The sequence below is a fragment of the Staphylococcus sp. 11511212 genome (assembly GCF_011394755.1).
In the GTDB taxonomy this organism is placed as follows: Bacteria; Bacillota; Bacilli; order Staphylococcales; family Staphylococcaceae; genus Staphylococcus; species Staphylococcus chromogenes.
Genome location: NZ_JAANBQ010000012.1, coordinates 52,316 through 77,879, shown reverse-complemented (window position 1 = coordinate 77,879; position 25,564 = coordinate 52,316). Strand labels below are relative to the sequence as shown.

The 25,564-nt window shown below is 34.9% G+C and carries 28 protein-coding genes; 19 read left to right on the top strand and 9 right to left on the bottom strand.

Going from position 1 to position 25,564, the window contains the following annotated elements:
- The first annotated feature begins 121 nt into the window (after positions 1-121).
- The 8 genes from G8Y84_RS09005 (at position 122) to G8Y84_RS08970 (ending at position 7,431) form a co-directional block, all read left to right on the top strand.
- A complete protein-coding gene (locus tag G8Y84_RS09005; protein WP_037575851.1) occupies positions 122-298 on the top strand; it encodes an SE1626 family protein in 177 nt (58 codons plus the stop codon).
- A gap of 300 nt (positions 299-598) precedes the next feature.
- Complete coding sequence (locus G8Y84_RS09000) at positions 599-895, top strand: GntR family transcriptional regulator (RefSeq protein WP_258026739.1); 297 nt, start codon at positions 599-601, stop codon at positions 893-895.
- 695 nt (positions 896-1,590) lie between these two features.
- Positions 1,591-2,463 (top strand): phenol-soluble modulin export ABC transporter ATP-binding protein PmtC, encoded by an 873-nt coding sequence (gene pmtC, locus G8Y84_RS08995; RefSeq protein ID WP_037575689.1) that lies wholly within the window; start codon positions 1,591-1,593, stop codon positions 2,461-2,463.
- Positions 2,463-3,191, top strand: a complete 729-nt coding sequence (gene pmtD / locus G8Y84_RS08990; protein WP_037575691.1) for a phenol-soluble modulin export ABC transporter permease subunit PmtD — start codon at positions 2,463-2,465, stop codon at positions 3,189-3,191. Before pmtC ends, pmtD begins: the two co-directional genes overlap by 1 nt.
- A gap of 180 nt (positions 3,192-3,371) precedes the next feature.
- Positions 3,372-4,046: a GntR family transcriptional regulator gene (locus G8Y84_RS08985; RefSeq protein WP_037575693.1), complete on the top strand. Its 675-nt coding sequence runs from the start codon at positions 3,372-3,374 to the stop codon at positions 4,044-4,046.
- A gap of 22 nt (positions 4,047-4,068) precedes the next feature.
- Positions 4,069-5,601: a gluconokinase gene (locus G8Y84_RS08980; protein ID WP_037575694.1), complete on the top strand. Its 1,533-nt coding sequence runs from the start codon at positions 4,069-4,071 to the stop codon at positions 5,599-5,601.
- A 14-nt stretch (positions 5,602-5,615) separates the two neighbouring features.
- On the top strand, positions 5,616-6,977 hold the full coding sequence (locus G8Y84_RS08975) for a gluconate:H+ symporter (protein ID WP_105996939.1): 1,362 nt from the start codon (positions 5,616-5,618) through the stop codon (positions 6,975-6,977).
- 40 nt (positions 6,978-7,017) lie between these two features.
- Complete coding sequence (locus G8Y84_RS08970; RefSeq protein WP_037575696.1) at positions 7,018-7,431, top strand: DUF2188 domain-containing protein; 414 nt, start codon at positions 7,018-7,020, stop codon at positions 7,429-7,431.
- Positions 7,432-7,628: 197 nt separating this feature from the next.
- Here the strand turns inward: G8Y84_RS08970 and G8Y84_RS08965 are convergent, their stop codons facing one another.
- Entirely contained in the window at positions 7,629-8,183 is a 555-nt protein-coding gene (locus G8Y84_RS08965; protein WP_037575698.1) for a thioredoxin family protein, read from the bottom strand.
- Between the two features lie 185 nt (positions 8,184-8,368).
- On the opposite strand from G8Y84_RS08965, the gene G8Y84_RS08960 reads away from it, so the two are divergent.
- Both G8Y84_RS08960 and G8Y84_RS08955 read left to right on the top strand, forming a co-directional pair.
- Positions 8,369-8,932 carry an HAAS signaling domain-containing protein gene (locus G8Y84_RS08960; RefSeq protein ID WP_037575700.1) on the top strand — a complete coding sequence of 188 codons (564 nt, stop codon included), beginning with the start codon at positions 8,369-8,371 and terminating at the stop codon, positions 8,930-8,932.
- Between the two features lie 26 nt (positions 8,933-8,958).
- Positions 8,959-9,771, top strand: a complete 813-nt coding sequence (locus G8Y84_RS08955; RefSeq protein ID WP_157946144.1) for a DUF4097 family beta strand repeat-containing protein — start codon at positions 8,959-8,961, stop codon at positions 9,769-9,771.
- 50 nt (positions 9,772-9,821) lie between these two features.
- On the opposite strand, the gene G8Y84_RS08950 is transcribed toward G8Y84_RS08955, so the two are convergent.
- On the bottom strand, positions 9,822-10,862 hold the full coding sequence (locus G8Y84_RS08950) for a C45 family autoproteolytic acyltransferase/hydrolase (RefSeq protein WP_105963432.1): 1,041 nt from the start codon (positions 10,860-10,862) through the stop codon (positions 9,822-9,824).
- 277 nt (positions 10,863-11,139) lie between these two features.
- Positions 11,140-11,523: a hypothetical protein gene (locus G8Y84_RS08945; protein WP_105963433.1), complete on the bottom strand. Its 384-nt coding sequence runs from the start codon at positions 11,521-11,523 to the stop codon at positions 11,140-11,142.
- Positions 11,524-11,694: 171 nt separating this feature from the next.
- Between G8Y84_RS08945 and G8Y84_RS08940 the strand changes: the two genes are divergently transcribed.
- From G8Y84_RS08940 to pglS, 3 genes are all read left to right on the top strand, one after another.
- Positions 11,695-11,868: a hypothetical protein gene (locus tag G8Y84_RS08940; protein ID WP_165806299.1), complete on the top strand. Its 174-nt coding sequence runs from the start codon at positions 11,695-11,697 to the stop codon at positions 11,866-11,868.
- A gap of 128 nt (positions 11,869-11,996) precedes the next feature.
- The gene (locus G8Y84_RS08935; RefSeq protein WP_037575707.1) at positions 11,997-12,566 is read left to right on the top strand and encodes a hypothetical protein; all 570 of its coding nucleotides are present in this window, start codon (positions 11,997-11,999) and stop codon (positions 12,564-12,566) included.
- Between the two features lie 72 nt (positions 12,567-12,638).
- Positions 12,639-13,679 carry a 6-phosphogluconolactonase gene (pglS, locus tag G8Y84_RS08930; RefSeq protein WP_037575709.1) on the top strand — a complete coding sequence of 347 codons (1,041 nt, stop codon included), beginning with the start codon at positions 12,639-12,641 and terminating at the stop codon, positions 13,677-13,679.
- Between the two features lie 295 nt (positions 13,680-13,974).
- Here pglS and G8Y84_RS08925 read toward each other — a convergent pair whose 3' ends face one another.
- The 4 genes from G8Y84_RS08925 to G8Y84_RS08910 form a co-directional block, all read right to left on the bottom strand.
- Positions 13,975-15,357, bottom strand: a complete 1,383-nt coding sequence (locus G8Y84_RS08925; protein ID WP_165806298.1) for an aldehyde dehydrogenase — start codon at positions 15,355-15,357, stop codon at positions 13,975-13,977.
- A gap of 199 nt (positions 15,358-15,556) precedes the next feature.
- The gene (locus G8Y84_RS08920; protein WP_037575714.1) at positions 15,557-15,844 is read right to left on the bottom strand and encodes a GNAT family N-acetyltransferase; all 288 of its coding nucleotides are present in this window, start codon (positions 15,842-15,844) and stop codon (positions 15,557-15,559) included.
- A gap of 19 nt (positions 15,845-15,863) precedes the next feature.
- The gene (locus G8Y84_RS08915) at positions 15,864-16,787 is read right to left on the bottom strand and encodes a manganese-dependent inorganic pyrophosphatase (RefSeq protein WP_037575715.1); all 924 of its coding nucleotides are present in this window, start codon (positions 16,785-16,787) and stop codon (positions 15,864-15,866) included.
- Positions 16,788-16,849: 62 nt separating this feature from the next.
- Entirely contained in the window at positions 16,850-17,401 is a 552-nt protein-coding gene (locus G8Y84_RS08910; protein WP_037575718.1) for a cysteine hydrolase family protein, read from the bottom strand.
- A gap of 82 nt (positions 17,402-17,483) precedes the next feature.
- Here G8Y84_RS08910 and G8Y84_RS08905 point away from each other — a divergent pair, with 82 nt between their 5' ends.
- Positions 17,484-18,587, top strand: a complete 1,104-nt coding sequence (locus G8Y84_RS08905; RefSeq protein WP_105966040.1) for a glycosyl hydrolase family 28-related protein — start codon at positions 17,484-17,486, stop codon at positions 18,585-18,587.
- Positions 18,588-18,824: 237 nt separating this feature from the next.
- Here the strand turns inward: G8Y84_RS08905 and G8Y84_RS08900 are convergent, their stop codons facing one another.
- Together G8Y84_RS08900 and G8Y84_RS08895 are read right to left on the bottom strand one after the other, a co-directional pair.
- Complete coding sequence (locus G8Y84_RS08900) at positions 18,825-19,616, bottom strand: prephenate dehydratase (protein WP_037575723.1); 792 nt, start codon at positions 19,614-19,616, stop codon at positions 18,825-18,827.
- Between the two features lie 43 nt (positions 19,617-19,659).
- Positions 19,660-20,730 (bottom strand): nitric oxide synthase oxygenase, encoded by a 1,071-nt coding sequence (locus tag G8Y84_RS08895; protein ID WP_107368101.1) that lies wholly within the window; start codon positions 20,728-20,730, stop codon positions 19,660-19,662.
- A gap of 160 nt (positions 20,731-20,890) precedes the next feature.
- Between G8Y84_RS08895 and G8Y84_RS08890 the strand changes: the two genes are divergently transcribed.
- The 5 genes from G8Y84_RS08890 (at position 20,891) to purB (ending at position 25,541) form a co-directional block, all read left to right on the top strand.
- Positions 20,891-22,360 carry a nicotinate phosphoribosyltransferase gene (locus tag G8Y84_RS08890; RefSeq protein WP_037575729.1) on the top strand — a complete coding sequence of 490 codons (1,470 nt, stop codon included), beginning with the start codon at positions 20,891-20,893 and terminating at the stop codon, positions 22,358-22,360.
- Complete coding sequence (gene nadE, locus G8Y84_RS08885; protein WP_105996934.1) at positions 22,353-23,174, top strand: ammonia-dependent NAD(+) synthetase; 822 nt, start codon at positions 22,353-22,355, stop codon at positions 23,172-23,174. The genes G8Y84_RS08890 and nadE overlap by 8 nt, the downstream gene beginning before the upstream one ends.
- Positions 23,175-23,242: 68 nt before the next feature.
- The gene (locus G8Y84_RS08880) at positions 23,243-23,812 is read left to right on the top strand and encodes a DUF2179 domain-containing protein (protein WP_037575734.1); all 570 of its coding nucleotides are present in this window, start codon (positions 23,243-23,245) and stop codon (positions 23,810-23,812) included.
- Positions 23,802-23,981, top strand: coding sequence for an NETI motif-containing protein (locus G8Y84_RS08875; protein ID WP_037575736.1), 180 nt, complete (start codon positions 23,802-23,804; stop codon positions 23,979-23,981). Before G8Y84_RS08880 ends, G8Y84_RS08875 begins: the two co-directional genes overlap by 11 nt.
- 264 nt (positions 23,982-24,245) lie before the next feature.
- Positions 24,246-25,541, top strand: coding sequence for an adenylosuccinate lyase (gene purB, locus G8Y84_RS08870; RefSeq protein ID WP_103159498.1), 1,296 nt, complete (start codon positions 24,246-24,248; stop codon positions 25,539-25,541).
- Positions 25,542-25,564 lie beyond the last annotated feature (23 nt).

Genomic DNA, 25,564 nt, shown 5'->3' with positions numbered 1-25,564 from the left:
AACGTGAATTGCATAAAAATTAAAGGGAAGGAAAGCGTATTCAATGAGGAACCTTCATAAAATCTCACATTTATCTTATTATGTATCTTTGTTATACTGTGATAAATGAGGTGAAGGTATGATGAAGCATCTGACTAAAATCTTTTTAATTATTGCGATTATCGTATTTTTCGTAGGGCTCTTTTTTCAGTATCAAGGTGAGGAACCCTCTGCAATAAAATTATTTATAGCATCCATTATGTTTATGATTTGTGCGTTTATTAGTCGAAATAATGACCGTAAAAAAAGAAATCAATAAAGCATCAAAAGTGAAGTTTCATTTTGAAGTTAGCATTTTGTTCAATATCAAATTTTATGAGTTATCGATATTTTAAATGAATCTGTATCATGTGTATGATATCAGGTTCTTTTTTTGTTTATATAAATAGTATTAATTAAAGGGGATTTACATAAAATTAAGATGTATTTGATTCACTTAAAGTTGAATGTTGTGTATTTTGTATATATACACTGTTGGAGGTGTATTATGAAAATAATGTTAGAAAAACAAAATGAACTCCCTATTTATGAGCAAATTAAGCAACAGATTAAAGGATAAGTGTTACAAGGAGAACTTGCCCCAGGAATGGTTTTGCCTTCTATGAGAGAGCTCGCAAGACAATTAGACATTAGTTTAATTACGACAAAACGTGCTTATGAAGATTTAGAAAAAGAAGGCTATTTATGTACTTATAGAGGAAAGGGGACGTATGTGAACACTTTCAATACAGAGCGGCTTAAAGAGAGACATTTGAAAATGATTGAAGAAATGTCTCAAAACTTAGTGAAAGAAGCCAAAACTGTGCACATGCCATTAGAAGCGTTAACCATGATGATAAGGAGACGTTATAAGTAGTAATTATGATGTAATTAAATTATGAGCGCATAGAACAGAAAGCAATAACACAATGACACAACTCTTGATAAGTTTCTTTTATTTAAGAAAGTGGAGAGTTGCGCTTTATTTGATAATTTTGTTATGGTTACCTTGGTATATGATTGCGAAATCAGACTACCCTTTGTTTTAGCAATCATTCATATTTATCCTATCAATCATCATGTTGTTTGAAAGCGTAAATGCATTTAGGTAAATTAACCGTATTGGTTAATAAGCGTTTTTGGCATAGTTTACCTGTATCACGTTTACAACTGCTTAATAGCCTTTACATATCAGTTTTGGGAGCAACTGAGGCTATCATTGATTTTCCCGTTACATAGGGAATGCGCTTTTGTAAGTGGTATTGTTGTACATTTTAGTTTTGTATAAATGTTTATTACAGTGATTGTTTATCTTGATTTTGGGGTTATCTCAGTGTAGTAAAAAATGAATTTTAACATACCGATATTTGTTTATTCGTAACTAAAAAACTCTGAAATTCTTAATGAATAGGTGAAGTTCTTTTAGCAATAGGGTTCATTTTTATTAAAAATTCCTCCGTGAGGGGCATATAGAGCTAGGGTTTTCATACTTTGTTGTAAGTATACTATCAACAATGAATATGTATCTTAAATAAATGATACATTTAAAGAATTTTTAGGAGGATATCAGGCATGCAGTTAAAACAAATTACAAAACGTTATGGTAATAATACTGTACTTGATGCGATCAACTTTGCGTTTGAAGACAGTAAAATTGTAGGTTTAATCGGTAAAAATGGTGTAGGTAAAACTACAATTATGAAAATAATGAACGGAAATATCGTGAATTATTCTGGTGAAGTTTCAGTTAATAAGGAAGACAATATAGGGTACCTCATCGAGCATCCAAAGCTTTATGACAATAAATCCGGATTGTATAACTTAAAGTTGTTCGCCCATGTGTTAGGAAAAGGGTACGATGCGGAGTATACAGAAGCAATTATTCGAGCATTTGGAATGGAAACGTATATTAAGAAAAAAGTAAAAAAATACTCAATGGGTATGAAACAAAAGCTAGCCATTGCTGTTTCATTAATGAATAAACCGAAATATTTAATTTTAGATGAGCCAACTAATGGGATGGATCCCGATGGTTCCATCGATGTTTTAAAAACAATTGAAAAACTTGTGCGAGAATTAGATATGAAAATATTAATTTCGAGTCATAAATTAGAGGATATAGAATTAATCTGTGACCGTGCTGTATTTTTACGTGATGGTCATTTTGTTCAAGATGTTAATATGACTGAAGGACAAACGTCAGATCAAACAATTCTGCACGTGGAAAGCAATGATTTTGATAAAGCACTTACATATCTAAAATCGAACTTTGAGGTGATTCAAAGTTATAAAGAATCTGGAGAAATTATTCTTCATGTGCAAACGAGTTACCAACCTGTATTAAAAGGATTAGCGACAGAAAACATTTTCCCGAATTATATCGAAACACGTCGCGCATCATTACGTGATACGTACTTTAATATTAATCAGAGAGGTGACAAATAATGAATATTGCACAATTAATCAAATATGATCTTATTAGTATTCTTAAGAGTCCATTAACATATATTGCTTTATTATTAGGCATCGCACCCTTAGCCATTACAATAGGTATCTTAATAGGAAACCATAAAGATGTTGACCCTGGAACAATGTTTAGTGTGGCTAAGTGGTTTTTCTCACTTATTGGATTAATGTTTGTCATCAAAACGATTACACGAGATACTAGCCAAGGAACTATTCAACTCTTTATTAACAATGTAAGAAATCGTGTAAGTTATTTTGTTGCCAAATTTGTTTCAATTATCCTTATTTCTATTTTAATGTCCGGTGTTGTCATTTTAGTCACTTATATTATTAGTTGGACAACAAAAGGTCCTGATTTTGATAGTAAAAATATTTGGGAACTTATCGTTTTCTATCTCATTTTATTTTTGGTGTATGGTTTATTACTATTTTTAATTAATTTATTTGTTCAAAAACCATCATTAGTCTTTACACTAGGCATTTTATTATTACTGTTACTGCCTGTTGTGAAACCTTTTGTACCTTTAATTCCTGAAATAGGTGACGATATTAATAAATCACTTAAGTACATCCCATTCAGTTACCTCAGTGAAAAATCCATGAATGATGGTTTAGATTTTACACATTGGCAATGGTTCATTAATATAGCTTCTATTGTTGTTTTATTTGTAGCGAACCTCTTTGTTATCAGTAAAAGAGATATTTAAAATAAATTCATAAAAGTACTCAAAATTCATTGGAAAATGAATTTTGGGTGCTTTTTTAATGTGAGGGTGTTCATATCTGAAAATACCCAGGCTTTTAAAGATATACTTATTCGCAAAAGAAAGCGTTTACACAAACCGGAAAATGTTTTAGAATACTTGTATACAAGTTGAGGTGAGTTTATGAATATTCCTGAAAATTGGTTGTATCCCTTATCAACGGGAGAGAAAATTGCAGCGCAAATTCGTTTGAATATTATCAATGGAGATTATAGTGAGAAAACCGTATTAACGGAAAATCAAATCGCCAAACAGTTTGAAGTGAGTCGATCACCTGTGAGAGATGCTTTTAAAAATTTAAATCAAGAAGGGCTCATTCAACTAGAAAGAATGGGGGCAGAGGTTAAAGCGTTTGATAAAGAAAAACAGCAAGAATTAACAGATATCCGATTAATGATTGAATCTTTTGCATTTACTAAGGTCATTCAACATGAAGATATCGAATGGCTAATTTCAAAAATGTATCAAACACTTGAAATGATGAAAGTGTGTATACAATTCAACGACGCGGCAGGATTTTCTGAACATGATTTATTATTTCATGAACATTTAGTTTTTGCGTGTCACCATGAAGCCCTCCTTAATTTGTGGACATCGATTCGTGAAAAATTACTTTGTGTTATTTACATTGGCATGTCGACACGTATGACATCAGATAAGGCTGATTTTGAAAGAATTGTACATAACCATCAACTTTATATTGAAGCTATCCAAAAAAGAAATAAAACCTTGATGTACGAAGCGTTTAAAGTTAATTTTAATGATTTAAATGATGATATTGGCGCATTTTGGAGATGAGAATTATAGAAAGGATGAGGGGATGACGAAGTTAAGTATTGGTGTCGATATAGGCACGACAAGTACTAAAGCAGTGATTTTTGATGCTCAGGGTCAAGAGCGAGGAAAGTCACAACAAGCATATCCGCTATTAACACCGAATACAGAGACGGCTGAACAAAATCCTGAAGACATTGTTTTAGCGGTGATGCATACGTTAACTGAAACAATTGAGAAAGCACAAACGCTTGGCACGCTTTCACATATTGCTTTTAGTGCACAAATGCATAGCTTATTGCTAGTTGATAAACATATGCGACCGCTTACAAAATCAATAACTTGGGCCGATAATCGAGCAAAAACGATTGCGGAACGTTATAAACATTCTGATAAGGGGGCGACGCTCTATTACAATACCGGAACACCTATTCATGCGATGTCGCCTTTTTGTAAATTAATATGGATAAAAGAACATCAACCAGAAATTTTTAATCAAGCCTATAAAATGATTGATATCAAAACTTTTGTGATTTTTCACCTTACACAAAAATGCGTGATGGATATGTCCATTGCCTCTTCAACCGGTTTATTCAACATTCATCATAAAAAATGGGATGCTGAAGCTTTAGAACAAATTGGAATTGATGAGATGAGCTTACCAAAGGTTGTATCAACCCTGCACGTTTTATCTATAGAACCAGAAATAAGCCAAAAGTTACATCTAACCTCTAGTGTTCCGTTAATCATAGGTGCAAGTGATGGTGTCTTATCAAACTTAGGTGTGGATAGTTTTAGACCAGGAGAAATCGCGGTCACAATCGGCACATCAGGTGCCATCAGAACGGTAGTGAATACGCCTCAATTAGATCCTAAAGGGCGTACATTCTGTTACATATTAGATGAAAATCATTATGTCATTGGTGGTCCTGTGAACAATGGGGCAGTCACGTTACAGTGGCTACGTGAACAAATATTGCAAAGACAGACAAATCATGAGGATGAACAGGTGAGCTTAAGTTACGATCAAATGTTTAATATGGCAGAAGAGATACAACCTGGTGCTGATGGCCTCATCTTTCAGCCTTATTTGTCAGGAGAACGTGCGCCTATTTGGTCTTCCAATGCGAGAGGGGCTTTCATCGGCTTTACATTGGCGCATCATCAAGGTCATATGATACGCGCTGTGTTAGAGGGTGTTTTATATAATCTCTATTCGGTTTTAATGACTTTAACAGAAATGACTGGAACCTTACCTAAAACGATTAAAGCGACTGGGGGTTTTTCAAGAAATTCACTTTGGCGACAAATAATGGCAGACATCTTTGACTGTGAAGTCGTGATTCCTAAAAGTTATGAAAGTTCTTGTTTAGGCGCAGCAACCCTTGGATTTAAAGCGCTTGGAGATGAACGGGCTTATGATTATCTGTCGAACTGGATAGGAAACGTCAATCGTCATGAACCTAATGATGAAGCTGTACAACAGTATCGGATCTTAAGCTCTATATTTATGGAAATGACTCAAAATTTAATGACGACTTACGAAAGAATTGCAGCTTTTCAAAATCAAAATAAATGAATTGAGGGATGAAAATGGTACAAGAATTATGGCCGTTGATAAGTATTATTTTGGGTATTCTTATTTTGCTCGTGTTAATTATGAAGATTAAGTTAAATACGTTTATTGCATTGATTATTACCGCCATAGTGACTGGAATTTTATTAGGCATGCCACTTGATAAAATTATTACAACTATTGAAACCGGTATGGGAGGAACACTAGGTCACATTGCCCTGATTTTTGGGTTAGGCGCAATGTTAGGTAAATTGCTTGCAGATGGTGGAGGTGCCACTCAAATTGCGGATACTTTAATTGCAAAATTAGGACGCCGTTACGTCATGTGGGCGATGGTCCTCGCTTCATTTATTATAGGTATCGCGTTATTTTTTGAAGTAGGTCTCGTATTACTCATACCACTCGTTTTTACAATTGCAAAGCGCATGAAAATCTCTCAATTGTCTATAGGTTTACCAATGGTCACAGCGCTCTCAGTGACGCACGGATTTTTACCCCCTCATCCTGGACCTGTCGTCATAGCTAAAGAGTTAAATGCTAATATCGGAGAAGTTCTCATGTATGGCTTTATTATTGCGATTCCTGTGACGCTTATAGCAGGTCCTTTATTCATTAAAATCGCACCGAAGTTAACCGCTCAAGCATTTCAACGTGAAGGGGATATTTCTTCATTGGGTGCTTCAAAAGTTTTCGAACCTTCAGAATTACCAAGCTTTAAAATCAGTACTTTTACCGCGTTATTACCCGTTATTTTGATGTTAATTGCAACGATTTGGCAATTGATATCTGGGCATCAGGAGGGTGCAACAAATATTTTTGAAAGTTTTTTATATTTTGTAGGTAGTGCTGGTTCAGCTATGTTGATTGCTGTTCTCTTTGCGATTTATAGTATGGGATTTCGTCAACAACGTAAAATGTCTCATATTATGGATTCGGTTTCTGAAGCGATTTATCCTATTGGCATGATGTTACTTATCATCGGGGGTGGGGGTGCCTTTAAACAAATCCTAATTGATGGAGGGGTTGGCAAAACAATTGAACATTTCTTTACTGGCTCTACATTATCACCTCTTCTATTAGCATGGATTGTGGCTGCAGTGCTCCGTCTTGCATTAGGCTCAGCAACCGTGGCTGCGATTTCGACGACAGGTATCGTTTTACCATTACTCCAAACAGCGGATGTCAATCTTGCTTTAGTAGTGCTTGCCATTGGGGCTGGAAGTGTTTTTTGTTCACATGTTAATGACGCAGGGTTTTGGATGTTTAAAGAGTATTTTGGTTTAACAATAAAAGAAACATTTCTTACATGGTCATTAGTTGAAACAATTATTTCAGTGTCTGGCTTTATTTTTGTATTTTTATTAAGTCTATTTGTGTAATAAAAATCAGTGAGGGTATGAAATAAAAGAGGTGATTTTCATGCCATGGACAATGAAGGATTATCCTGAAAGTTGGAAAAATCTTGACCGTTTAGAACTTAGAAAAGCAATTGATATCGGAAATGCAATGTTAGAAGATGGCTACAAGGAGTCTGAAGTGATTCCTATCGCAACTTCACAGGCAGAGAAATGGTACAAAAATGCTTCAGAAAAGGATTTAGAAAAACTACAACATCAATCTGTAACGCAACACGAAAAATCTTCTTCAGCCAATCCTAAGCTCAATAAGCATGACGTACACGTCTATTATGAAGACGATATGTGGAAAGTGAAAACTGAAACTGCACAACAAGCCTCTGATACATTTAGAAATAAAGAAGAAGCGGTAAAACGCGCGAAAGAGATTGCGGAAAATAAAAACACAAATGTTATCACACATCAAAAATCCGAATGAAAATGAAAGCTAGTACACAAACAAAAAAGTTAAAAGACATTGCACCCAGTAATTAAAAAGCCATCAAAATTTATCAATGCGTTAGTTTTGATGGCTATTTTTATAGCATTTCAATAAGTGAAAAAGAATCAAAAAGACAGATTATATGAGGCCCATTTGAGAATCAATGAAATTAATTTTATTTCAGCATTATTCGCTTATTGAAGTGTTTTGAGAATGGATTCGTACACATCATTCCAAAATGTATGATCTGTTAAGTATCGATTACGAATCGTTTGATGGACTTCTTTTTCTTTATCTGAAAAGTCTGGATGTGATTTGTCTGGTAATGCTTCGCGAACAGAAGTTACAAATTTTTGTACAGACTGCGCGCGTGGTCCCCAAACTGCCAGTTGCTCAAATTGTTCATTCATAAAAATAAAAATTGGAATAGATCGGGATTTTCCATTCGTTAAATATTGGTCGATGAGGTCCGTGTTTTCGTCACGATAAAAAGCACGAACTTCTAAATTTAATCTTTCTGAAATGTGTTTTAGAATCGGGCTATTCATCATGGCATCCCCACACCAATCTTCGGTAATAATCAGTACATAACGATACCCTTTCGCTTGTATCGCATCAAATCTTGAATCATTTTGTGGCATTTCAAAGCCTTCATAGATGCTTAAAAATCCCTCTTTATTGACTGACATATCTTCAATATATTGATCGATAGGCTTTGCTTGCTGATAATATGTTTTTAAATGCGTCATCGTTAACACCCTCCTTCGTTGTTTCTATTATAGCAACATGATTATTGAAAGAAAATTAAAAAGATTACAACAAATTAAGTTTATGACATTTAGAATACAAATAATGGCACGAGGTTTTAATTTTTATTGTTTCAAATTATAATTTTAAGTGTTGAGATAATATGTTTGCAAAAGGGGGGGAATAGATGGACAAAATCACATTTTTAAATGAGTTAGAACATCAATTGCATCGGTTACCGAATCAGGTGGCGGATCAAATTATGAATCAATATGAAAATCACTTTTTTAAAGAGAATGAAAAAGGCAAAACCGATAGCGAAATTCTCAAAACACTAGATTCCCCTAAACAAATTGCAAAGAAAAAGTATGCAAAATATGCGGTCAAAGATGCTGAAAAGAAACCAGATTTTAATCACTTAAGACGTGCGGTGGCGGCGACCATTGGTATGAGCTTAATCACACTTATTTTTGTGGTTGTGCCATTAATTTTTCTCATACTTTTAATTATTGTCGGTATGTTTATTACGTTAGGTATGGTGTTAGCACCACTTATTGTATTGATTACAAATCTCTTTGCAGATTTACACCAAATTTCAGTGAGTAATTACCTTTTTAGTTTTGCGTATTGTGGTTTAGGTTTGATGTTTTTTGTTGTCATTGTAAAATTCGTTTGTCTTCTACGTGATGCATTGATTCGTTATTTAAAATGGAACATTAACTTTATTAAAAAAGGAACATTTCAATCATGAAGAAATTATTTATAGCAGGTTTGATCATGTTTTTAGTCTTTTTTGCACTTGGCTCTGCGATATGGTTTGGCGTAGAAGCCCATGGCAACCAAGTCAAAACTATAGAAAAATCGTATTCTCAAAATAACATCAAACGAATTAATGTTCACTCTGACGGTACAAATGTCATAATAAAAAAAGGCCAACGTTTTCATGTACATTATGAAGGAAAGTCGAACATCAACTTTTCCAATCAAAATGAAACTTTACAAATTTCCGACTCTCAAAACGATAAAAAACGCATTCTAAATTTAAACCCGTTTGATAGTTCACAAGAGCAGTTAATCATTACTGTACCGCCACAAAAATTAGATGAACTCAATATAAATACGCGTGTTGGTGATGTGGCATTAAATGATGTACAAAGTCACAATGCGACCATTTGGAATGAGGCTAACGGAGAAATTACTTTAAATCATTGTAAGTTTGACGAAACAAACATTAATGCGAATGAATCGTTTGTTAAGATGAAAAACAGTCAACTTTCAAATTCAGAAATCAACGTCGATAAAGGTAAAATTATGATGAATAATGCGCTCGTGCATAAAAGCGTCTTTAAAGTTGAAAGAGGGAGCATGGAGCTCAACAAGATGAAACCAGAGTGCGATTTCAAGGGATCTGTTAATCATGGTAATATCACAATGCGTTATTTAGACGCTCCAAAAGATGTGATGTTAAAGTTAAGCCCTGAAAAGGGGAAAATTAATGTCAATACGCCGGGATTACATCAAGGAAAAAATGGAACAGGCAAACACTTGATTGAGCTCTATACGAACCATGGAGATATAAGTATTGATTAATATAGAAAAACCGTTTTACGTAAATTGACACGTAAAGCGGTTTTTTTGAACTATTTTGAGGCAAATTGAATGTCGGTATCAATCACACCCTCAATTTTGTTGACTTCGAGTGGGTGTCCGTTTAACCAATTTTGAAATGAAATGGCGATGGGATGTTGGTTTTCACCTAAACTTATCCATGCAGTTAACGTTTTAGGTTCATACATGGTTGTATGAATGGTACCACTCCAACTTTTAAAGAGTTTGCTATAAATCCCATATTGTGGATCATTGAATCTCTTGAAAATTTCAAAACGATCTGAGGGTTCATTTAAATTTTGATTTAAACGTTGTAATCGTTCTTGGGACTCTTTGATGTAATTTCGATTTTCATGTTGCAAAAGTTTGAAATGATTAGTACAAGTATGATCATATCGGACGTCAACACGTCTTGGCGTCACCTCTACTATCGCATGTGCCCCTGTTTTATCTTGTAACATATATGTAAAAGAGCTTCGATGGGGGAGCTTTTTCAACATTTGAATGCCTTCCTCGACATTTCGACAAGTTTCTAATAATATACGTCCTACCATATAACACACAAACCCATTCGCAGGTTTTTTTCGATGCATAAAATTATAAGCCATGACGAAGCCGTGTTCATTCATACCATCCATTCTGCCTGTCGTCCTTGACATTGGGCCGATTTGGGCATACCCTGTATCCGTTGGTCGAAAAAGTTGATATCTTCCATCGTATGTTGCGGGATGATAATCATAATTGCGAACCATATAGTCATCGCCAACGTATACGGTGCAACCACTCTCCGGCAGTTCAGTGAAGCGAAAATGTGCAAAATTAAGGATGGCTTGCTTTGTTGGGATATTTAAAGTGTCTTGAATGCCCTTGATTTCATCCCATATACCAGGAGCAAAATTTTGGAAAGCATAAAACGTTTCTTGTACATCAATATCGAAGCGAGGAACACGTTTTTTCCATTCTTTCTCTCTATTTTTAAGCATTTTTGTTTGTTGCATCCAGTGCGCAACAAAGACACCATAATCATAATGTGTGCCTTCAAATGTTTCTATATCTAACGTTACTTTTTGCATGTGGAAAAGCCCCTTTAAGTGAAATCTGTTTAACACAATTTGTTACGATGTTGTAATACATCGTTAATAGTATTTAAGTCATAATGCACTTATAATATTATTATCTTCAGAAATGAGAGAACATCACAATCAGGGAGTGATAGGGATGTGGGTAGACACGTATGTCGCTACGAAACGATGGTTGTATCGGACATTTTATCGTTAAAAAATGTACAGAAGAAAAAAGATTGTTACTAACTTGAGCTCTGTAATTCAAGTGGGGTAACAATCTTTTTTATTATATATCTGTCACATTTGGTGTAATATAGACTGATTTAATTTGATTAATATTATTTCTAGGATTTTCACCAAATGTCATCGTTAAAAGTGTTTTGGGAGTTTCGCGATAGTCTTGATTTTCTTGTGTGTACGCATAAAACATAATCATTTGATTTCCATGTATGTGCGCACGATGAATCATTTCGAAATTCCATTGTAATTTAGGATCTGCACTTACTGCAGACATTCGTGTTGCGAGTAACTGGATAAGTCTTTTTTTATTGAGTGCAACAGGAACACCTAAATCGTTAATATAGTACGCAGAAACTGTGTCATCAATCATTTCTTTTACACGTTCTAAATCATGATTTTTCCAAGAATTGAGAAATGAGATATAAGGCATTGACGTAACCTCTTTCATACTGTTGTTGTAATAAATGTAACATATTTTTGTATTGATATGAATAATTAGGATTAAACATCATTTGATAGGGTATAAGTTTTATAAGGTATGTTGTCTATGTTATAATTCACTTAGACAGACTAAACAATGGGATTTAGAGGTGAAACAAGTATGTTAAGATTTATCGGTGGTATCTTTAAAGTATTCTTTGCTTTAATGCTTGTATTGACTGTACTTGTAGGTGCAACAGTGGCTGTTTTAGCTGTTGTATTTAAAAAAGACTTTGAAGATATTGAGAACAAAACAAAACAAATTATTGCTGATATTGAAGCTAATCAAGCTTAATCTTAAACGAACACGAGACCGTGTTCGTTTTTTCTTTTGAATTTAAAATTGTTCGTTTGCATAACATTTTGTCTACACTAATTAAGTTTAGTTGAATATTTTAAAATTTTAGTGATAGGGTGATGATTTTGTATCGAAATCAAAATACATTAGTCTCATACAAATTAAATCAACAAACGACTTTTCAAGTTAAACAATTAGATAGACAACTGAGAAATTCGCATTTAGAAGAAAGCGTCCCTTTAAGTTTGATTGACACTATATTCAAATCACATCTTTTCGCTAGAAATATTACAATTGGGGTAAGCCAAGACCCAGAATTATTAAAGTGTGCTGAGAGATTTAAAAGACAGCTAGAAGATTATTTAAGTTATGATACTTTAACCCCTTCGATTGTCCAAATAGTGACGTGGAATGACGATAGTAGTAATATGAAAAAATTTGAACGTGCTTTTGTTGAAAACGACCCTGATCTTTGGTTTGTGTTTTCAAATGCGTTGGGCTTTTCTAGACTCTTAAAAAGGCTCTATCGTAACGAGCGTTTTGATGCCTCACGTACTTATTGTATAAGTAATCTCTGTTCACATTATTTATTAGAATTACTTGGTAATAAATATTTTGAGGGAATAAAAGGGTTAACGCCGAGTGGCAAAGCATGGCATGTGCATCAAGGGGAAATTCAGATTTTATCTTCTTGATATCAAGAAAGAATGAATATTTGTTAAAATAGAAACGAACACTGAAAAAACTCGGAAAAAGGAGGGGTTCTTATGACTGTACAAGGTTATATTGGATCCTATACAAAAAAAGAAGGTAAAGGTTTATATTATTTTGAACTTGATGAGAATCAAAATCGAATCACACAAATCGACACAGCTTATGAATTGAACGCTTCTACATATTTTGATATTTATAAAGATACACTTGTGGCGATTACTAAAAATGATACGTATAGTGGCGTAGCGACATTTAAAATCAAAAGTGATGGACAATTAGAAAAAACAGGAGAATGCCTTGATTCATTAAAAGGCTCCGGCTGTTACGTTGCATTTTCACCAGATGGTCAATTTGTCTTCGAAGCGGTATATGGTGATGGTATTGCACGGATTTATGAATTTGATGAAAAAAATCAAAAAGTCGTACGTTTAATTGAAGAAGTTTATCACGAATATCCAAAAGGTCCAAATGTTGACCGTCAAGATCAATCACACGTCCATTATTTAGAAGTCACACCTGAAGAGAAGTACGTGGTAGCGGTGGATTTAGGGTCCGATTTACTCGTGACTTATCACTATGGCACAAAAGGACTAGAAGTCGCACACCGTACTGAAATGCTCCCTGGTGACGGACCACGTCATATTGCTTACCATCAATCAGGTCGATATGCTTATGTGGTTAATGAGTTATCCAATACTGTAGTAGTCATGTCATACCACGACGGGCAATTTCAACCTTTAGAACGTCATTTGACGATTCCAGAAGCCTTTTTACAACCTACAAAACTTGCAGCAGTGCATCTTTCAGAAGATCAAAAGTTTTTATATATTAGTAATCGTGGGCATGATAGCATTGCGATATTTAAAATTTTAGAAGATGGTGCAAAATTACAGCTCGTGGATATAGTCTCAACGGGCGATGTATTTCCACGTGACTTTAACATTTCTCCATCAGGAAAACAGCTCGTTGTGGCCCATGAGCAGGGTGATTCTAAAGTTGTCGTATTTGAGAGAAATATTGAAAATGGTACTTTAACTAAAAAAGATGATGCAGCATTTGCCGCTGAAGGTGTTTGCGTGAAATTTAATGCATAGAAATACTCAGTTACAAACAGTAAAGATTTGCAAAATATAAAGGGTTAGAAGTTAGAGCGCGCCTCAATTGAGAAAGCCATCAAAATTTATCTTAGCATAAATTTTGATGGCTATTTTGATGCAACTTAATTCAGGAAATTTGAGTGGGTAAAGAAACATTTATAACTTTAGGGTTATAAAATAGTAATTTTGATTCATGCCTTAGCTGTAGACGTAACACTATATCCATTTTGCAAAGAATAGCTACTACCTTTCAATCGACTTCGCAAATAATGTGTTTTCTTCAAGTTCCTTATTACTTTTTCTTAGAAAATAAGTGTTTTACTGTTTTCAATTTATCTTTATAAGGTGGGAATAATAGCCCCGTTTCAAGTTTAGTGGTTTTAAAGATATAGGGTTTTTCATGTGAAAACGTGTCAAAAGTATATTTTCCATGATATCTACCGATTCCAGAAGCTCCTACACCGCCAAACGGTAAGTTCGCATTTGCCAATTGCAACATAGTATCATTCACAGCACCACTACCAAAAGAGAGTGTTTCTAAAATACGATTAGAGACATTTTCGTCTTCTGAAAATACATAGAGGGCAAGGGGCTTCGGTAAAGTTTTTAACCAGTCCATCGTATTGTCTAAGGATTGATAAGTGATGATCGGTAAAATAGGACCGAAAATCTCCTCTTGCATGATGAAATCGTCTGCTTCTATATCATCTAATACTGTCGGCTCGATCAGACGATGTTCAGCGTCTTGATAACCGCCAATAACGATATTTTCTTTATGAACCTCTAATAAATGAGACAATCGTTGAAAATGTTTGTCATTGACGATTCGACCTAAATCTTGACTTTCGTAAGGGCGTTTTCCATAAAATTCTGTAAGGGTTGTCTTTATAGCCAATAAAAATGCCTCTTTGACTGATTCTTCAATAAGTACATAATCCGGGGCGACACACGTCTGACCCACGTTCATAAATTTACCAAAACAAATACGTTCACTAGCGACTTTAAGATTTGCCGTTTTATCAATAATCGTTGGAGATTTGCCACCCAACTCTAATGTCACTGGTGTTAAATGTTTGGCTGCAGCTTCATAAACGATTTGTCCTACCTTTGTGCTTCCTGTGAAAAATATGTGATCAAAAGGGAGAGAGAGTAGCGCTTCTATTTGTTCTTTACCGCCTTGAACAACAGATACATATTCTTTTTCAAAAGTATCCTCGATAATTAATTGAATAACTTCTGCAACGTGAGGGGTCATTTCTGACGGTTTAATTATTGCGGTGTTTCCTGCTGCAATCGCACCTATAAGCGGTTCCATCACCAATTGAAATGGATAATTGAAAGGACCGATGATTAACACGGTTCCTAAGGGTTCTTTCATCATAAAACTTTTGGCAGGAAATAAGAAAAAGGGCGTATCGATTGCACGCTTTTTACTCCATTTTTTTAGATTTTTACGGTAATAGCTAATTGAATTCAAAATGTAGCCAATTTCTGTCGCATAAGCTTCTACCTTATTTTTGCCCAAATCTTTTTCTAAAGCTGCATATAAATCTTTTTCATGTTTTTTGATACTTTTCTTTAAAGATTTGAGTTTTTGTTTTCTTGTATCTATTGGTCGTGTTGCTAAAGTTCGAAAATAATTTTGTGAGGCCTCAAAAAGTAAACGCTCATTCATTGATATCACTCCTATTTAGTGAGTCAGTTAGAACCCATGGAATTTAAAAAAACTGTGACGTTAAGTTGGACTTTGCATGTTTAGTACGTATATTAAAGTTCGTAATGCTTTATTGATAAAAGGAAAGGGCAAGAACAATAGTTGTCCTAGCCCCGTTGAATGTTTGCTCGTCATAGCCTTGAACTACACGTGCGCTAATTTATAGTGACGATTTTAATAAATGTTGTAAAGATGCATCACGTTCAAATTGTACACGTACATATGAGCAAGAAGGAATAATTTGTAACTGTTCATTTTGTGCTTTTTCAATCACCGCATTGAACAACTGTTTTGCAACGCCACTCCCTCTAAGACTCGGATCTACGAATGTATGTGTCACGTCAATAGTATCTTCTTCTACGAACGTATATGTGATTTCAGCTTGTGGAGAAGTTTCATCTTCACCAATGTAGAATTTATTACGTCCAGCTTGAACGGTTAATGGCATGTTTTCACCTTCATTTCAATTAAGATAAAGCGTCTGTTACTTGAGGAACAATTTGCTTTTTACGTGAAACGACGCCAGGTAAAAATGCAGTGTTGTTGTCGAGTGTTGTATTAAATGCACTTGCGATTTTGTCTGTGTCTGCACCAGCAACTAAAATTTTAGAATCGCTGTTTAAAATATCAGTTACGACTAAAATGAATGACGTATAATTTTCATCAGCAATTTCTTTGTTCATTGCATTTTCTAGTGCTTCTTGACGTTGCATCACTTCATCAATATCAACCGTATTTACTTGTGCGATACGCACTGTGCTTTCACCGATATTGAATGATTTAGCATCTTTATTTAATAATTGGGCTTCAGTACTGTCTTTTGTAGAAGCACCTGCTTTTAACATGTCTAATCCATATTGGTCGACATCAACATCAGCAATAGAAGCTAACGCACGTGCAGCATTGACATCTTGTTCTGTACATGTTGGTGATTTGAATAATAAACTATCTGAAACAATCGCTGAAATCATAAGACCCGCAATTTCAGGTTTAATTTCATAACCACGTTCATTATACATTTTATATAAAATTGTAGCCGTACAACCCACAGGCTCTGCGCGGTAGTAAAGTGGACCAGCAGTTTCGAAGTTAGCAATACGGTGATGGTCGATAACATGTTTCACAGTTGCTTTTTCAATTGTTTCAGCACTCTGTTGGAACTCATTATGGTCCACTAAGATGACATCTTGATCTGTTAAATCATCTGAAAGTAATTCAGGTGCCTCAACTTTAAAGTAATCTAATGCGTATTGTGTTTCAGGAGCGACATCACCTAAACGATAGGCTTTCGCTTCATTATTTCCATGTAAATGTTCAAAGTCTGCCATAATAATGGCTGATGTGATTGCATCTGTATCTGGGTTTTGATGTCCAAAAATATATGTTGTCATAGTTCAAACTCCTTATATTTATACTAATGTTTTCTTAAATATTTTATCATGCAAAGTACGTGTTATTCCACCGTTGCGCCTAGTGTATCTTTAAAATGAGTTAATGCCCATTCGTGTCCTTGTGAATTAAAAGAGGCAACGCCATCTTTTGGAATAATTAATTGATAATTTAAATTGTAAGCCGTAGCAGCCGTGTGTAATACACAAATATCTGTGCATACACCGACAATTTCTAAAGTATCAATTTTTCTTTCCCGAAGTAGTGTGTCTAACGGTGTACCGAAAAACGAATCATATCGACGTTTATCGATAAAAAAGACATGATTTTCATGTTTAATGTCCTGATAAATGGCACCTACCTGACCGTATAAATCACGACCTTCAGTACCGATGATATTATGTGGAGGAAAACTTTTAGACTCTGGATGGGTTGGGTCGTTTTCGTAATGTAAGTCCATCATAAAAAAAATATTCTCATTGGCTTCATGATAATGTTTAATACGTTCAACGAGATAACCCTCAATGGCTTGACCCGCTCCCCCACAAGTCAATTTTCCACTGTCAGCGATAAAGTCATTAGAATAGTCAACAATAATTAATGCTTTTTTTGACATAACGTCCTCCTAAAAATGGGTATACTATCTGTAAACAAGAGATGTTTATAGTATAACCTAAATACGAAAGGATACTACATTTATGTTTAAAAATGTTAAAGATTTTGGTGCAAAAACGATAAATAAATGGAAAGATACGATTGGGATTCAACGTGCATTAACGAAAGTAGCACAACACGGGGGTGGCACTGTCTTCATTCCTAAAGGAGAATACCATATTGCAAAGGCTTTAAAAATATATCATAATACTAAATTGAAACTTGATCCAGAAGCGATTTTATTACGTAAAGGAAAAGATGCATTACTGAAGAATGGTTCGAGTCGTAAAAAATATTATCGTTATGAAGGGAATGGCCATATAAAAATAGAAGGGGGCACCTTCGATATGAACGGTAATGAATACCCTTATAACAATACAGCGATGTGTCTTGGACATGCACGTGAAGTAGAAGTGGCTCACGTGACTTTCAAAAATATTGTAGGGGGTCATGGAATTGATGCTTGTGGATTGGATGGTGTGCACATCCATGACTGTCAGTTTTTAGGTTTTGCAGATTATGTTGGAGATCGTTCTTTTTCAGAAGCGATTCAACTAGATTTATTTGTAGAAGGTGCATTTCCTAAATTTGGCATTAATGATGGCACAATTACTAAAAATGTAGTTATTGAAAGATGTTACTTCGGAAATTCTGGCGAAGGGGCGATGGGGCCTTGGAATCGCGCTATAGGCTCGCATGCAAGTCGCCTATTTCATTTTTATGAAAATATAGTTATTCAAGATAATGTTTTCGAAGCGACGAAAGACTACGCATTAACACCGTTAAAAGCAAAAAATGTATACATTGTCAACAATACCTTCAAGAATTGTGCAGGTGCACTGAGATATCTAGGTGTTTATAAGGGGAAAAATATGTATTCATTTGATGGACGTATCGAAGGTAAAGAAGGCGGCAAGGGTCTCATTTTTATGAATAATAGAGTCGAAAATGTATCTCATCAAGATACATTGCACATTAGAAGTCATAAAGAGGCACCCCATCAACATATCGAAATTTTAAATAACGTATTTATAGGTACGATGAGTCCTATTCAATTAACGGCAATTGACCATGTCGCACTATTTAAAAATGAAAATTTACCGGAACTACGTCAACAAAGTGTTAATGACTTAAGATGTGATGCGTAGTTTAAAATGATAGGTTGTGCTTTTCCTAATATTTCTAATAAAAGAATTCTTTTAGCTCCTATAGATATGATATAGAAAAAAGTTGAATTAAAAGCCATCAAAATTTACACGTAGATAAATTTTGATGGCTATTTTAATAAAGAAAATTGATGTCGCATAGATGATTATACTTAGTCACGTTTAGAAAGTACCCCAAACGCACTATAATGAAGAGCACTTTATAGACAGTCTTTTGAATTAATTGAATCTCCCTAAATGACGAATTTCAAAATCAAGTGTTTCAAGAATTGTCGTGATTTTTTTCATCGTCATCTCATCGGGATATTCCGCTTGCACATAAAAACGGTATCTCCCTAATTGCGTTTTTAATGGGCGAGATTCAATCCAACTTAAATTGACGTTAAATAATGCAAAAGTGTTTAAGATACTAGCCAGTAGGCCAGGTTGATCTCGTGAAGGCGTAATCAATAACAAGCATTGTGTCCCTTCCTCCAAAGGCATTTCGTCATTTGATAACACTAAAAACCTTGTGACATTATGTGGATAATCTTCAATATTCTGTGCTAGGGCAGTAAAACCATAGGCTTCACCGCTTCCTTTAGGCGCAATTGCTGCAGTGGATGCATCAATAAACTGTAAGGATTCAACCGTACTTTGTGTATACGAATAATGAAGTTGGTGTTGATGAATAAATTTTTGAGTTTGACTTATTGCCGGCGCAATTGAACGTACTTCTTGAATTTCATCTATGGAAGTTCCCTTTGCACCATACAATGAAAATTCAATGTCAAGATGCACTTCTTGAATGACGGTAAAAGGATATTCTACTAAACTATCTGCCACCACATTAATCGTTCCTTCGATTGCATTTTCAATGGGTACGATGGCACGTGATGAAGCATCTGATTTAAGTGCTGTAATGACTTCATATAGGTTTTCTTTTGGGATAAAACTTTCATCATTCGTGTTATATTTTAATGCAGCCAGATAAGAAAAAGTGCCTTTAGGTCCTAAGTAATATAATGTCATAACGTCACCTCAAAATTGTGATTTCTTCTCATTTTACACAATTTTAGTGAAAAGGACAGCCTCCCGAGGTGTTTTGTTTATAATAAAAATTGGTTTCTCGCATTGTATTATCATAGCCGTGATGATAGTTGGCAGTTAAAGTTGGAGAAAGCGGTGGTGCTAACCATGACCATTTACCTGTCACCGTTCGTCCATGTTCGTGTTCGGCTGCCTCGAATTTTTCAAATTGTTTAGCAGCTGTCAGATGATCAACCATTGAAACACCAGCGTCTTTAAAAGATTGATAAACCGCATCGTTTATTTCAACAACGACACGATCTTTATTAAATGAACTGTTGCGTAATTGAGTGAAGTTCATGGCTTCTGCTAAGGGTTCTAACAAATTATAACGATAAGTATCTAAGAAATTACGAACAGCAATTTCATTTACCATGTACCATCCATTAAAAGGGACAGTAGGATACGTGATACCTCCAATTTTTAAATCCATATTTGAAATAATAGGTACGGCATACCATTTCAATTGAAGTTGCTCAACTTTTGGATATGCATGATGGTGAATGGGAACTTCTAAAATTAATGATTTAGGATAATCGTAATATTTGATTTTATCTCCAGGTAGTTGATAAATAAGGGGTAAAATATCAAAATCAGTTTGATTACTACGCCAACCTAAATGTTCTGCAAGTTGTGTTACTTTTCTTTCTGAAGGATCTCCTTTAGTTTCATAACCTGCATAGCGAATAAGTTGATTGTTATATATCTTAGGTGTCGAGTCAAAGATAGAGCCGAAAATTGTAATGTATGGCACAATTTTGCCGTCATTTGTTGCCGCTTCGATGTGGTGTGTAATGGCGTTTAAAAAAGAGGATTCATCTTGTATGTCACGCGCATCTTGAACTTTTAAGTTTTCCCAAAACAGTCTTCCTATACAACGGTTAGAGTTTCGCCATGCTAGCCTTGCCCCATAGGTCAATTCCTCAGTTGTATGTCTGTAAAAGCCTTTTTCTTTGATTTCTTGTTTCACTTCATTTAAACGGTGTTCCAGTTGATGGGGTTGTTGATTTGTTTCTTCGTAATATTGCGTTATAAAGGATATTGCTTCTTTTAACATCGTACCACCTCAATATAGATTATAATGTATAAATGAAATATCTATTGAAAATTTGTGCGAATTGTCATATTTTTGTCGATGTTCTAAATAAATGATGGAAAACACGACCTAAAAGTGTTATATCATAGAGATATACCTTTGAAGGATGAGGAGAAATAATATGTATCAATATAATGATGATAGTTTAATGTTGCATAATGATTTATATCAAATAAACATGGCAGAATCCTATTGGAACGATGGTATACATGAACGTACAGCCGTCTTTGATTTATATTTCAGGAAAATGCCATTTGAAAGCGGATATGCTGTATTTAATGGCTTGAAAAGAGCCATTGCTTTCATTGAGAATTTTCATTTTACTGACACTGATATCGCATATTTAAAAGATATTGGGTACCAAAAGGACTTTTTAGATTATTTAAAACAACTCAAATTTACGGGACATATTCGTGCCATGCAAGAAGGAGAATTATGCTTTGGCAATGAGCCATTAATGCGTGTAGAAGCGCCACTCATTCAAGCTCAATTAGTTGAAACTGCTTTGTTGAATATTATCAATTTCCAAACGCTGATTACGACAAAAGCAAGTCGCATCAAACAAGTCGCGCCTCAGGATACTTTAATGGAATTTGGTACACGTCGTGCCCACGAATTAGATGCTGCCGTATGGGGGGCTCGTGCAGCGATTATTGGTGGGTTTGATTCAACAAGTAATGTGAGAGCGGGCAAACTATTTAATATTCCAGTTTCTGGAACACATGCCCATGCGTTTGTGCAAACTTATGGTGATGAGTATATTGCATTTAAAAAATATGCAGAACGACATAAAAATTGCGTCTTCCTAGTTGACACATTCCATACACTCAAATCTGGCGTGCCGAATGCGATTCGAGTAGCTAAAGAATTGGGTGATCAAATTAATTTTATTGGTATTAGATTAGATTCAGGGGACATTGCCTATTTATCAAAAGAAGCACGTAAAATGCTTGATGAAGCTGGTTTTCCAGACGCTAAGATTATTGCTTCAAATGACCTTGATGAAGAAACGATTTCAAGTTTGAAAGCCCAAGGAGCAGCAGTCGATAGTTGGGGTGTGGGTACTAAATTAATTACAGCCTATCAACAACCCGCACTTGGAGCAGTTTATAAAATGGTTGCAGTTGAAGATGAAAACGGAGAACTTGTTGACCGTATTAAACTTTCAAACAATGCAGAAAAAGTGACGACACCTGGGAAAAAGCGTGTGTACCGAATTATAAATACGAAGACAAATAAATCAGAAGGAGATTATATTGCTTTAGAAAATGAAAATCCTCAAGATGAGAAAAAACTTAAAATGTTCCATCCTATCCATACTTATAAGATGAAGTATATTAAAAACTTTAAAGCGATTGACTTACATCAAGATATATTTATCAATGGGAAATGCGTCTATGAATTACCAAATGAAGCGGCCTCTCAACGATTTTTACAAGATAATTTAGAGCTATTATGGGAAGAAAATAAACGTTATCTTAATCCTGAAGAATATCCGGTTGATTTAAGTACGTTATGTTGGGAAAATAAACAACGACGCATCTTTGAAGTTGCCGAACATGTTAAAGAGATGGAGGAAGAACATGAATAATATGCAGGAAATTATCGTCAATGAAATGAAAGTTCAACCTGAAATCGATGTAAAAGAAACGATTGAGGAGATCAAATATTTTATTAAATCGTATGTCACTTCTCATTCATTTATTCAAACCCTCGTATTAGGGATTTCTGGAGGGCAAGATTCAACATTAGTCGGTAAATTAGCTCAAATGGCAGTGAACGAATTAAATGAAAATGGAGATAAGCACTATCAATTTATCGCTGTGAAATTACCTTATGGTGTTCAACGTGATGCTGATGAGGTAGAAGAAGCCCTAAAATTTATTCAGCCTGATCAAACAATTACAGTCAATATAAAAGCGGCGGTAGATCAAAGTGTCGCTTCATTAAAAGAGGCAGGTATAGCGTTAACGGATTTTCAAAAAGGCAATGAAAAAGCACGTGAAAGAATGAAAGTGCAGTTTTCTATCGCAGCGAATTTGAGTGGTATTGTACTCGGAACAGACCATTCCGCAGAAAATGTTACAGGTTTTTATACAAAATATGGAGATGGCGCTGCAGATATTGCACCTATATTTGGCTTAAATAAACGTCAAGGACGTGCATTATTAAAATATCTCGATGCACCTCAGCAATTATACAAAAAAATTCCGACTGCAGATTTAGAAGATAATCAACCCCAATTACCAGATGAAGTGGCATTAGGCGTCACTTATGATGAAATCGATGATTATTTAGAAGGTAAAACTATCTCATCTACAGCATCTGAAAAAATTGAAGCCTTATTTATCAAAAATGCACATAAAAGAGAACTGGCTTATACACGATTCACATGGCCAAAATAAAAGTTTTTAATGACAATTTAATCTATTCTTGATACAATGAGCTAAATTTTGATGAAGTGAGGTTCAATATGAGTGTAATCAATGATAATCCATTGTTAATGGTGTTAGCGATATTTTTAATTAATGTTGCGTACGTGACTGCATTAACAATGCGTCTTATCTTAACATTAAAAGGCTACAGATATTATGCAGCTGCATTAAGCTTTGTAGAAGTGCTTGTGTACGTCATTGGTCTTGGAATGGTGATGTCTGGTTTAGATCAAATACAAAACGTCATCGCTTATGCATTCGGATTTTCTATAGGGATTATCGTAGGTATGAAAATCGAAGAAAAACTAGCATTAGGGTACTCTGTTGTTAATGTAACGACTGCAGATTATGAATTAGATATTCCGAGACAATTAAGAGATTTAGGATATGGCGTCACCCACTTTGCGGCTCATGGTCGTGATGGAGATCGACTGGTGATGCAAATATTAACGCCAAAACGTTATGAATTAAAGCTGATGGACACGATTAAAGCGCTTGATCCAAAAGCATTTATCATCGCTTATGAACCCCGTAATATTCACGGTGGGTTCTGGGTAAAAGGTGTGCGCAGTAAAAAAGTAAAGGCGTATGATACAGATGAAATTTAAAGTTGAGGACGGCGAAACTATACAAGATTGTCTTAACCGCATGAAACAACAAGGCTATGTTCCAATCAAACGATTTGAAAAACCTGTATTTGTAGAACAAGAAGATGGACGTGTTGAAGTGCTAAAACAAGATATTATCTTTACAGGCAAGAAAATAAATCCATTGTAAGCGCAGAAGAAAAGGCGTTGTCATGATGAAAGTCATTGGCAACGCCTTTTTACGAATATTAAGCATGTTATATTTATAAACGTTCGTATTTATACACTTGTAATGATAGAGAAATTTGCGTAATTCTAAATTTTTGCATTGATTCCGAACGATTTATCTGTTTATATAGATAATGTACATACATTACTTGTTTGCTATAATGTGATTAAATAGGAACAAGTAATAAAGAGTAAGCATATTCAATAAAAGTTAGGAGATTCTATAATGATTGAACGTTATTCAAGACAAGAAATGTCAAATATTTGGACAGACCAAAATCGATATGAAGCATGGTTAGAAGTTGAGATCTTAGCTTGTGAAGCATGGAGTGAACTAGGTTATATCCCTAAAGAAGATGTAAAAAAAATTCGTGCAAATGCAAAAGTAGATGTTGATCGTGCAAAAGAAATTGAATTAGAAACGCGTCATGATGTCGTTGCGTTTACAAGACAAGTTTCTGAAACTTTAGGCGAAGAACGTAAATGGGTGCATTACGGTTTAACCTCCACAGATGTCGTAGATACTGCATTAAGTTATCAAGTTAAACAAGCAAATGCAATAATTGAAAAAGATTTAGAACGCTTTATTGAAGTGCTTGCGAATAAAGCGCAACAATACAAATATACGCTTATGATGGGGCGTACACATGGCGTCCATGCTGAACCAACTACTTTTGGTTTGAAAATGGCACTTTGGTATGCTGAAATGAAACGTAATTTTGAACGCTTCAAACGTGTACGCGAAGAAATCGAAGTCGGTAAAATGAGTGGCGCGGTAGGTACTTTCGCAAATATCCCACCAGAAATTGAAGCATATGTATGTAAACATCTTGGTATTGGTATAGCGCCAATTTCAACACAAACGCTTCAAAGAGACCGTCATGCATACTATATTGCGACATTGAGCTTAATTGCCACTTCACTAGAAAAGTTTGCTGTGGAAATTAGAAATTTACAAAAAACAGAAACACGTGAAGTAGAAGAGGCGTTTGCTAAAGGTCAAAAAGGCTCCTCAGCGATGCCGCACAAACGTAATCCTATCGGTTCGGAAAATATTACAGGTATTGCGCGTGTAATTCGTGGTTATATTACGACAGCCTACGAAAATGTCGCTTTATGGCATGAACGTGATATTTCACATTCGTCAGCCGAGAGAATCATGTTACCTGACGTGACAATTGCATTAGATTATGCGCTAAATCGTTTTACAAATATCGTCGACCGCTTAACGGTATACGAAGAAAACATGACTGAAAATATGAATAAAACATTCGGTTTGATTTATTCTCAACGTGTGTTACTTGCGCTCATCGATAAGGGAATGGTTCGTGAGGAAGCTTATGACCTTGTCCAACCGAAAGCAATGGAATCTTGGGCATCGAAAACACCTTTTAGAGAACTTGTTGAAAGTGATACAAAAATTACTGAAAAATTATCGGAAGAAGAGCTAAATGCATGTTTTGACCCTAGACATCACTTAAATCAAGTTGATACAATATTTGAAAGAGTAGGTTTAGCATAAAATACTACACTTTAATGTATTAA

What these genes read in the sequence shown, in the direction of transcription:
- G8Y84_RS08910 (WP_037575718.1), bottom strand. Translation starts at nt 17,401, where the DNA reads ATGTCAAAAAAAGCATTAATTATTGTTGACTATTCTAATGACTTTATC.
- G8Y84_RS08880 (WP_037575734.1), top strand. Translation starts at nt 23,243, where the DNA reads ATGAGTGTAATCAATGATAATCCATTGTTAATGGTGTTAGCGATATTT.
- G8Y84_RS08955 (WP_157946144.1), top strand. Translation starts at nt 8,959, where the DNA reads ATGTTTTTAGTCTTTTTTGCACTTGGCTCTGCGATATGGTTTGGCGTA.
- pglS (WP_037575709.1), top strand. Translation starts at nt 12,639, where the DNA reads ATGACTGTACAAGGTTATATTGGATCCTATACAAAAAAAGAAGGTAAA.
- G8Y84_RS08905 (WP_105966040.1), top strand. Translation starts at nt 17,484, where the DNA reads ATGTTTAAAAATGTTAAAGATTTTGGTGCAAAAACGATAAATAAATGG.
- G8Y84_RS08980 (WP_037575694.1), top strand. Translation starts at nt 4,069, where the DNA reads ATGACGAAGTTAAGTATTGGTGTCGATATAGGCACGACAAGTACTAAA.
- G8Y84_RS08920 (WP_037575714.1), bottom strand. Translation starts at nt 15,844, where the DNA reads ATGCCATTAACCGTTCAAGCTGGACGTAATAAATTCTACATTGGTGAA.
- nadE (WP_105996934.1), top strand. Translation starts at nt 22,353, where the DNA reads ATGAATAATATGCAGGAAATTATCGTCAATGAAATGAAAGTTCAACCT.
- G8Y84_RS08940 (WP_165806299.1), top strand. Translation starts at nt 11,695, where the DNA reads ATGTTAAGATTTATCGGTGGTATCTTTAAAGTATTCTTTGCTTTAATG.
- G8Y84_RS08900 (WP_037575723.1), bottom strand. Translation starts at nt 19,616, where the DNA reads ATGACATTATATTACTTAGGACCTAAAGGCACTTTTTCTTATCTGGCT.
- G8Y84_RS08985 (WP_037575693.1), top strand. Translation starts at nt 3,372, where the DNA reads ATGAATATTCCTGAAAATTGGTTGTATCCCTTATCAACGGGAGAGAAA.
- G8Y84_RS08875 (WP_037575736.1), top strand. Translation starts at nt 23,802, where the DNA reads ATGAAATTTAAAGTTGAGGACGGCGAAACTATACAAGATTGTCTTAAC.
- G8Y84_RS08890 (WP_037575729.1), top strand. Translation starts at nt 20,891, where the DNA reads ATGTATCAATATAATGATGATAGTTTAATGTTGCATAATGATTTATAT.
- G8Y84_RS08915 (WP_037575715.1), bottom strand. Translation starts at nt 16,787, where the DNA reads ATGACAACATATATTTTTGGACATCAAAACCCAGATACAGATGCAATC.
- pmtC (WP_037575689.1), top strand. Translation starts at nt 1,591, where the DNA reads ATGCAGTTAAAACAAATTACAAAACGTTATGGTAATAATACTGTACTT.
- G8Y84_RS08895 (WP_107368101.1), bottom strand. Translation starts at nt 20,730, where the DNA reads ATGTTAAAAGAAGCAATATCCTTTATAACGCAATATTACGAAGAAACA.
- G8Y84_RS08950 (WP_105963432.1), bottom strand. Translation starts at nt 10,862, where the DNA reads ATGCAAAAAGTAACGTTAGATATAGAAACATTTGAAGGCACACATTAT.
- pmtD (WP_037575691.1), top strand. Translation starts at nt 2,463, where the DNA reads ATGAATATTGCACAATTAATCAAATATGATCTTATTAGTATTCTTAAG.
- G8Y84_RS09005 (WP_037575851.1), top strand. Translation starts at nt 122, where the DNA reads ATGAAGCATCTGACTAAAATCTTTTTAATTATTGCGATTATCGTATTT.
- G8Y84_RS08945 (WP_105963433.1), bottom strand. Translation starts at nt 11,523, where the DNA reads ATGCCTTATATCTCATTTCTCAATTCTTGGAAAAATCATGATTTAGAA.
- purB (WP_103159498.1), top strand. Translation starts at nt 24,246, where the DNA reads ATGATTGAACGTTATTCAAGACAAGAAATGTCAAATATTTGGACAGAC.
- G8Y84_RS08975 (WP_105996939.1), top strand. Translation starts at nt 5,616, where the DNA reads ATGGTACAAGAATTATGGCCGTTGATAAGTATTATTTTGGGTATTCTT.
- G8Y84_RS08925 (WP_165806298.1), bottom strand. Translation starts at nt 15,357, where the DNA reads ATGAATGAGCGTTTACTTTTTGAGGCCTCACAAAATTATTTTCGAACT.
- G8Y84_RS08970 (WP_037575696.1), top strand. Translation starts at nt 7,018, where the DNA reads ATGCCATGGACAATGAAGGATTATCCTGAAAGTTGGAAAAATCTTGAC.
- G8Y84_RS08965 (WP_037575698.1), bottom strand. Translation starts at nt 8,183, where the DNA reads ATGACGCATTTAAAAACATATTATCAGCAAGCAAAGCCTATCGATCAA.
- G8Y84_RS08960 (WP_037575700.1), top strand. Translation starts at nt 8,369, where the DNA reads ATGGACAAAATCACATTTTTAAATGAGTTAGAACATCAATTGCATCGG.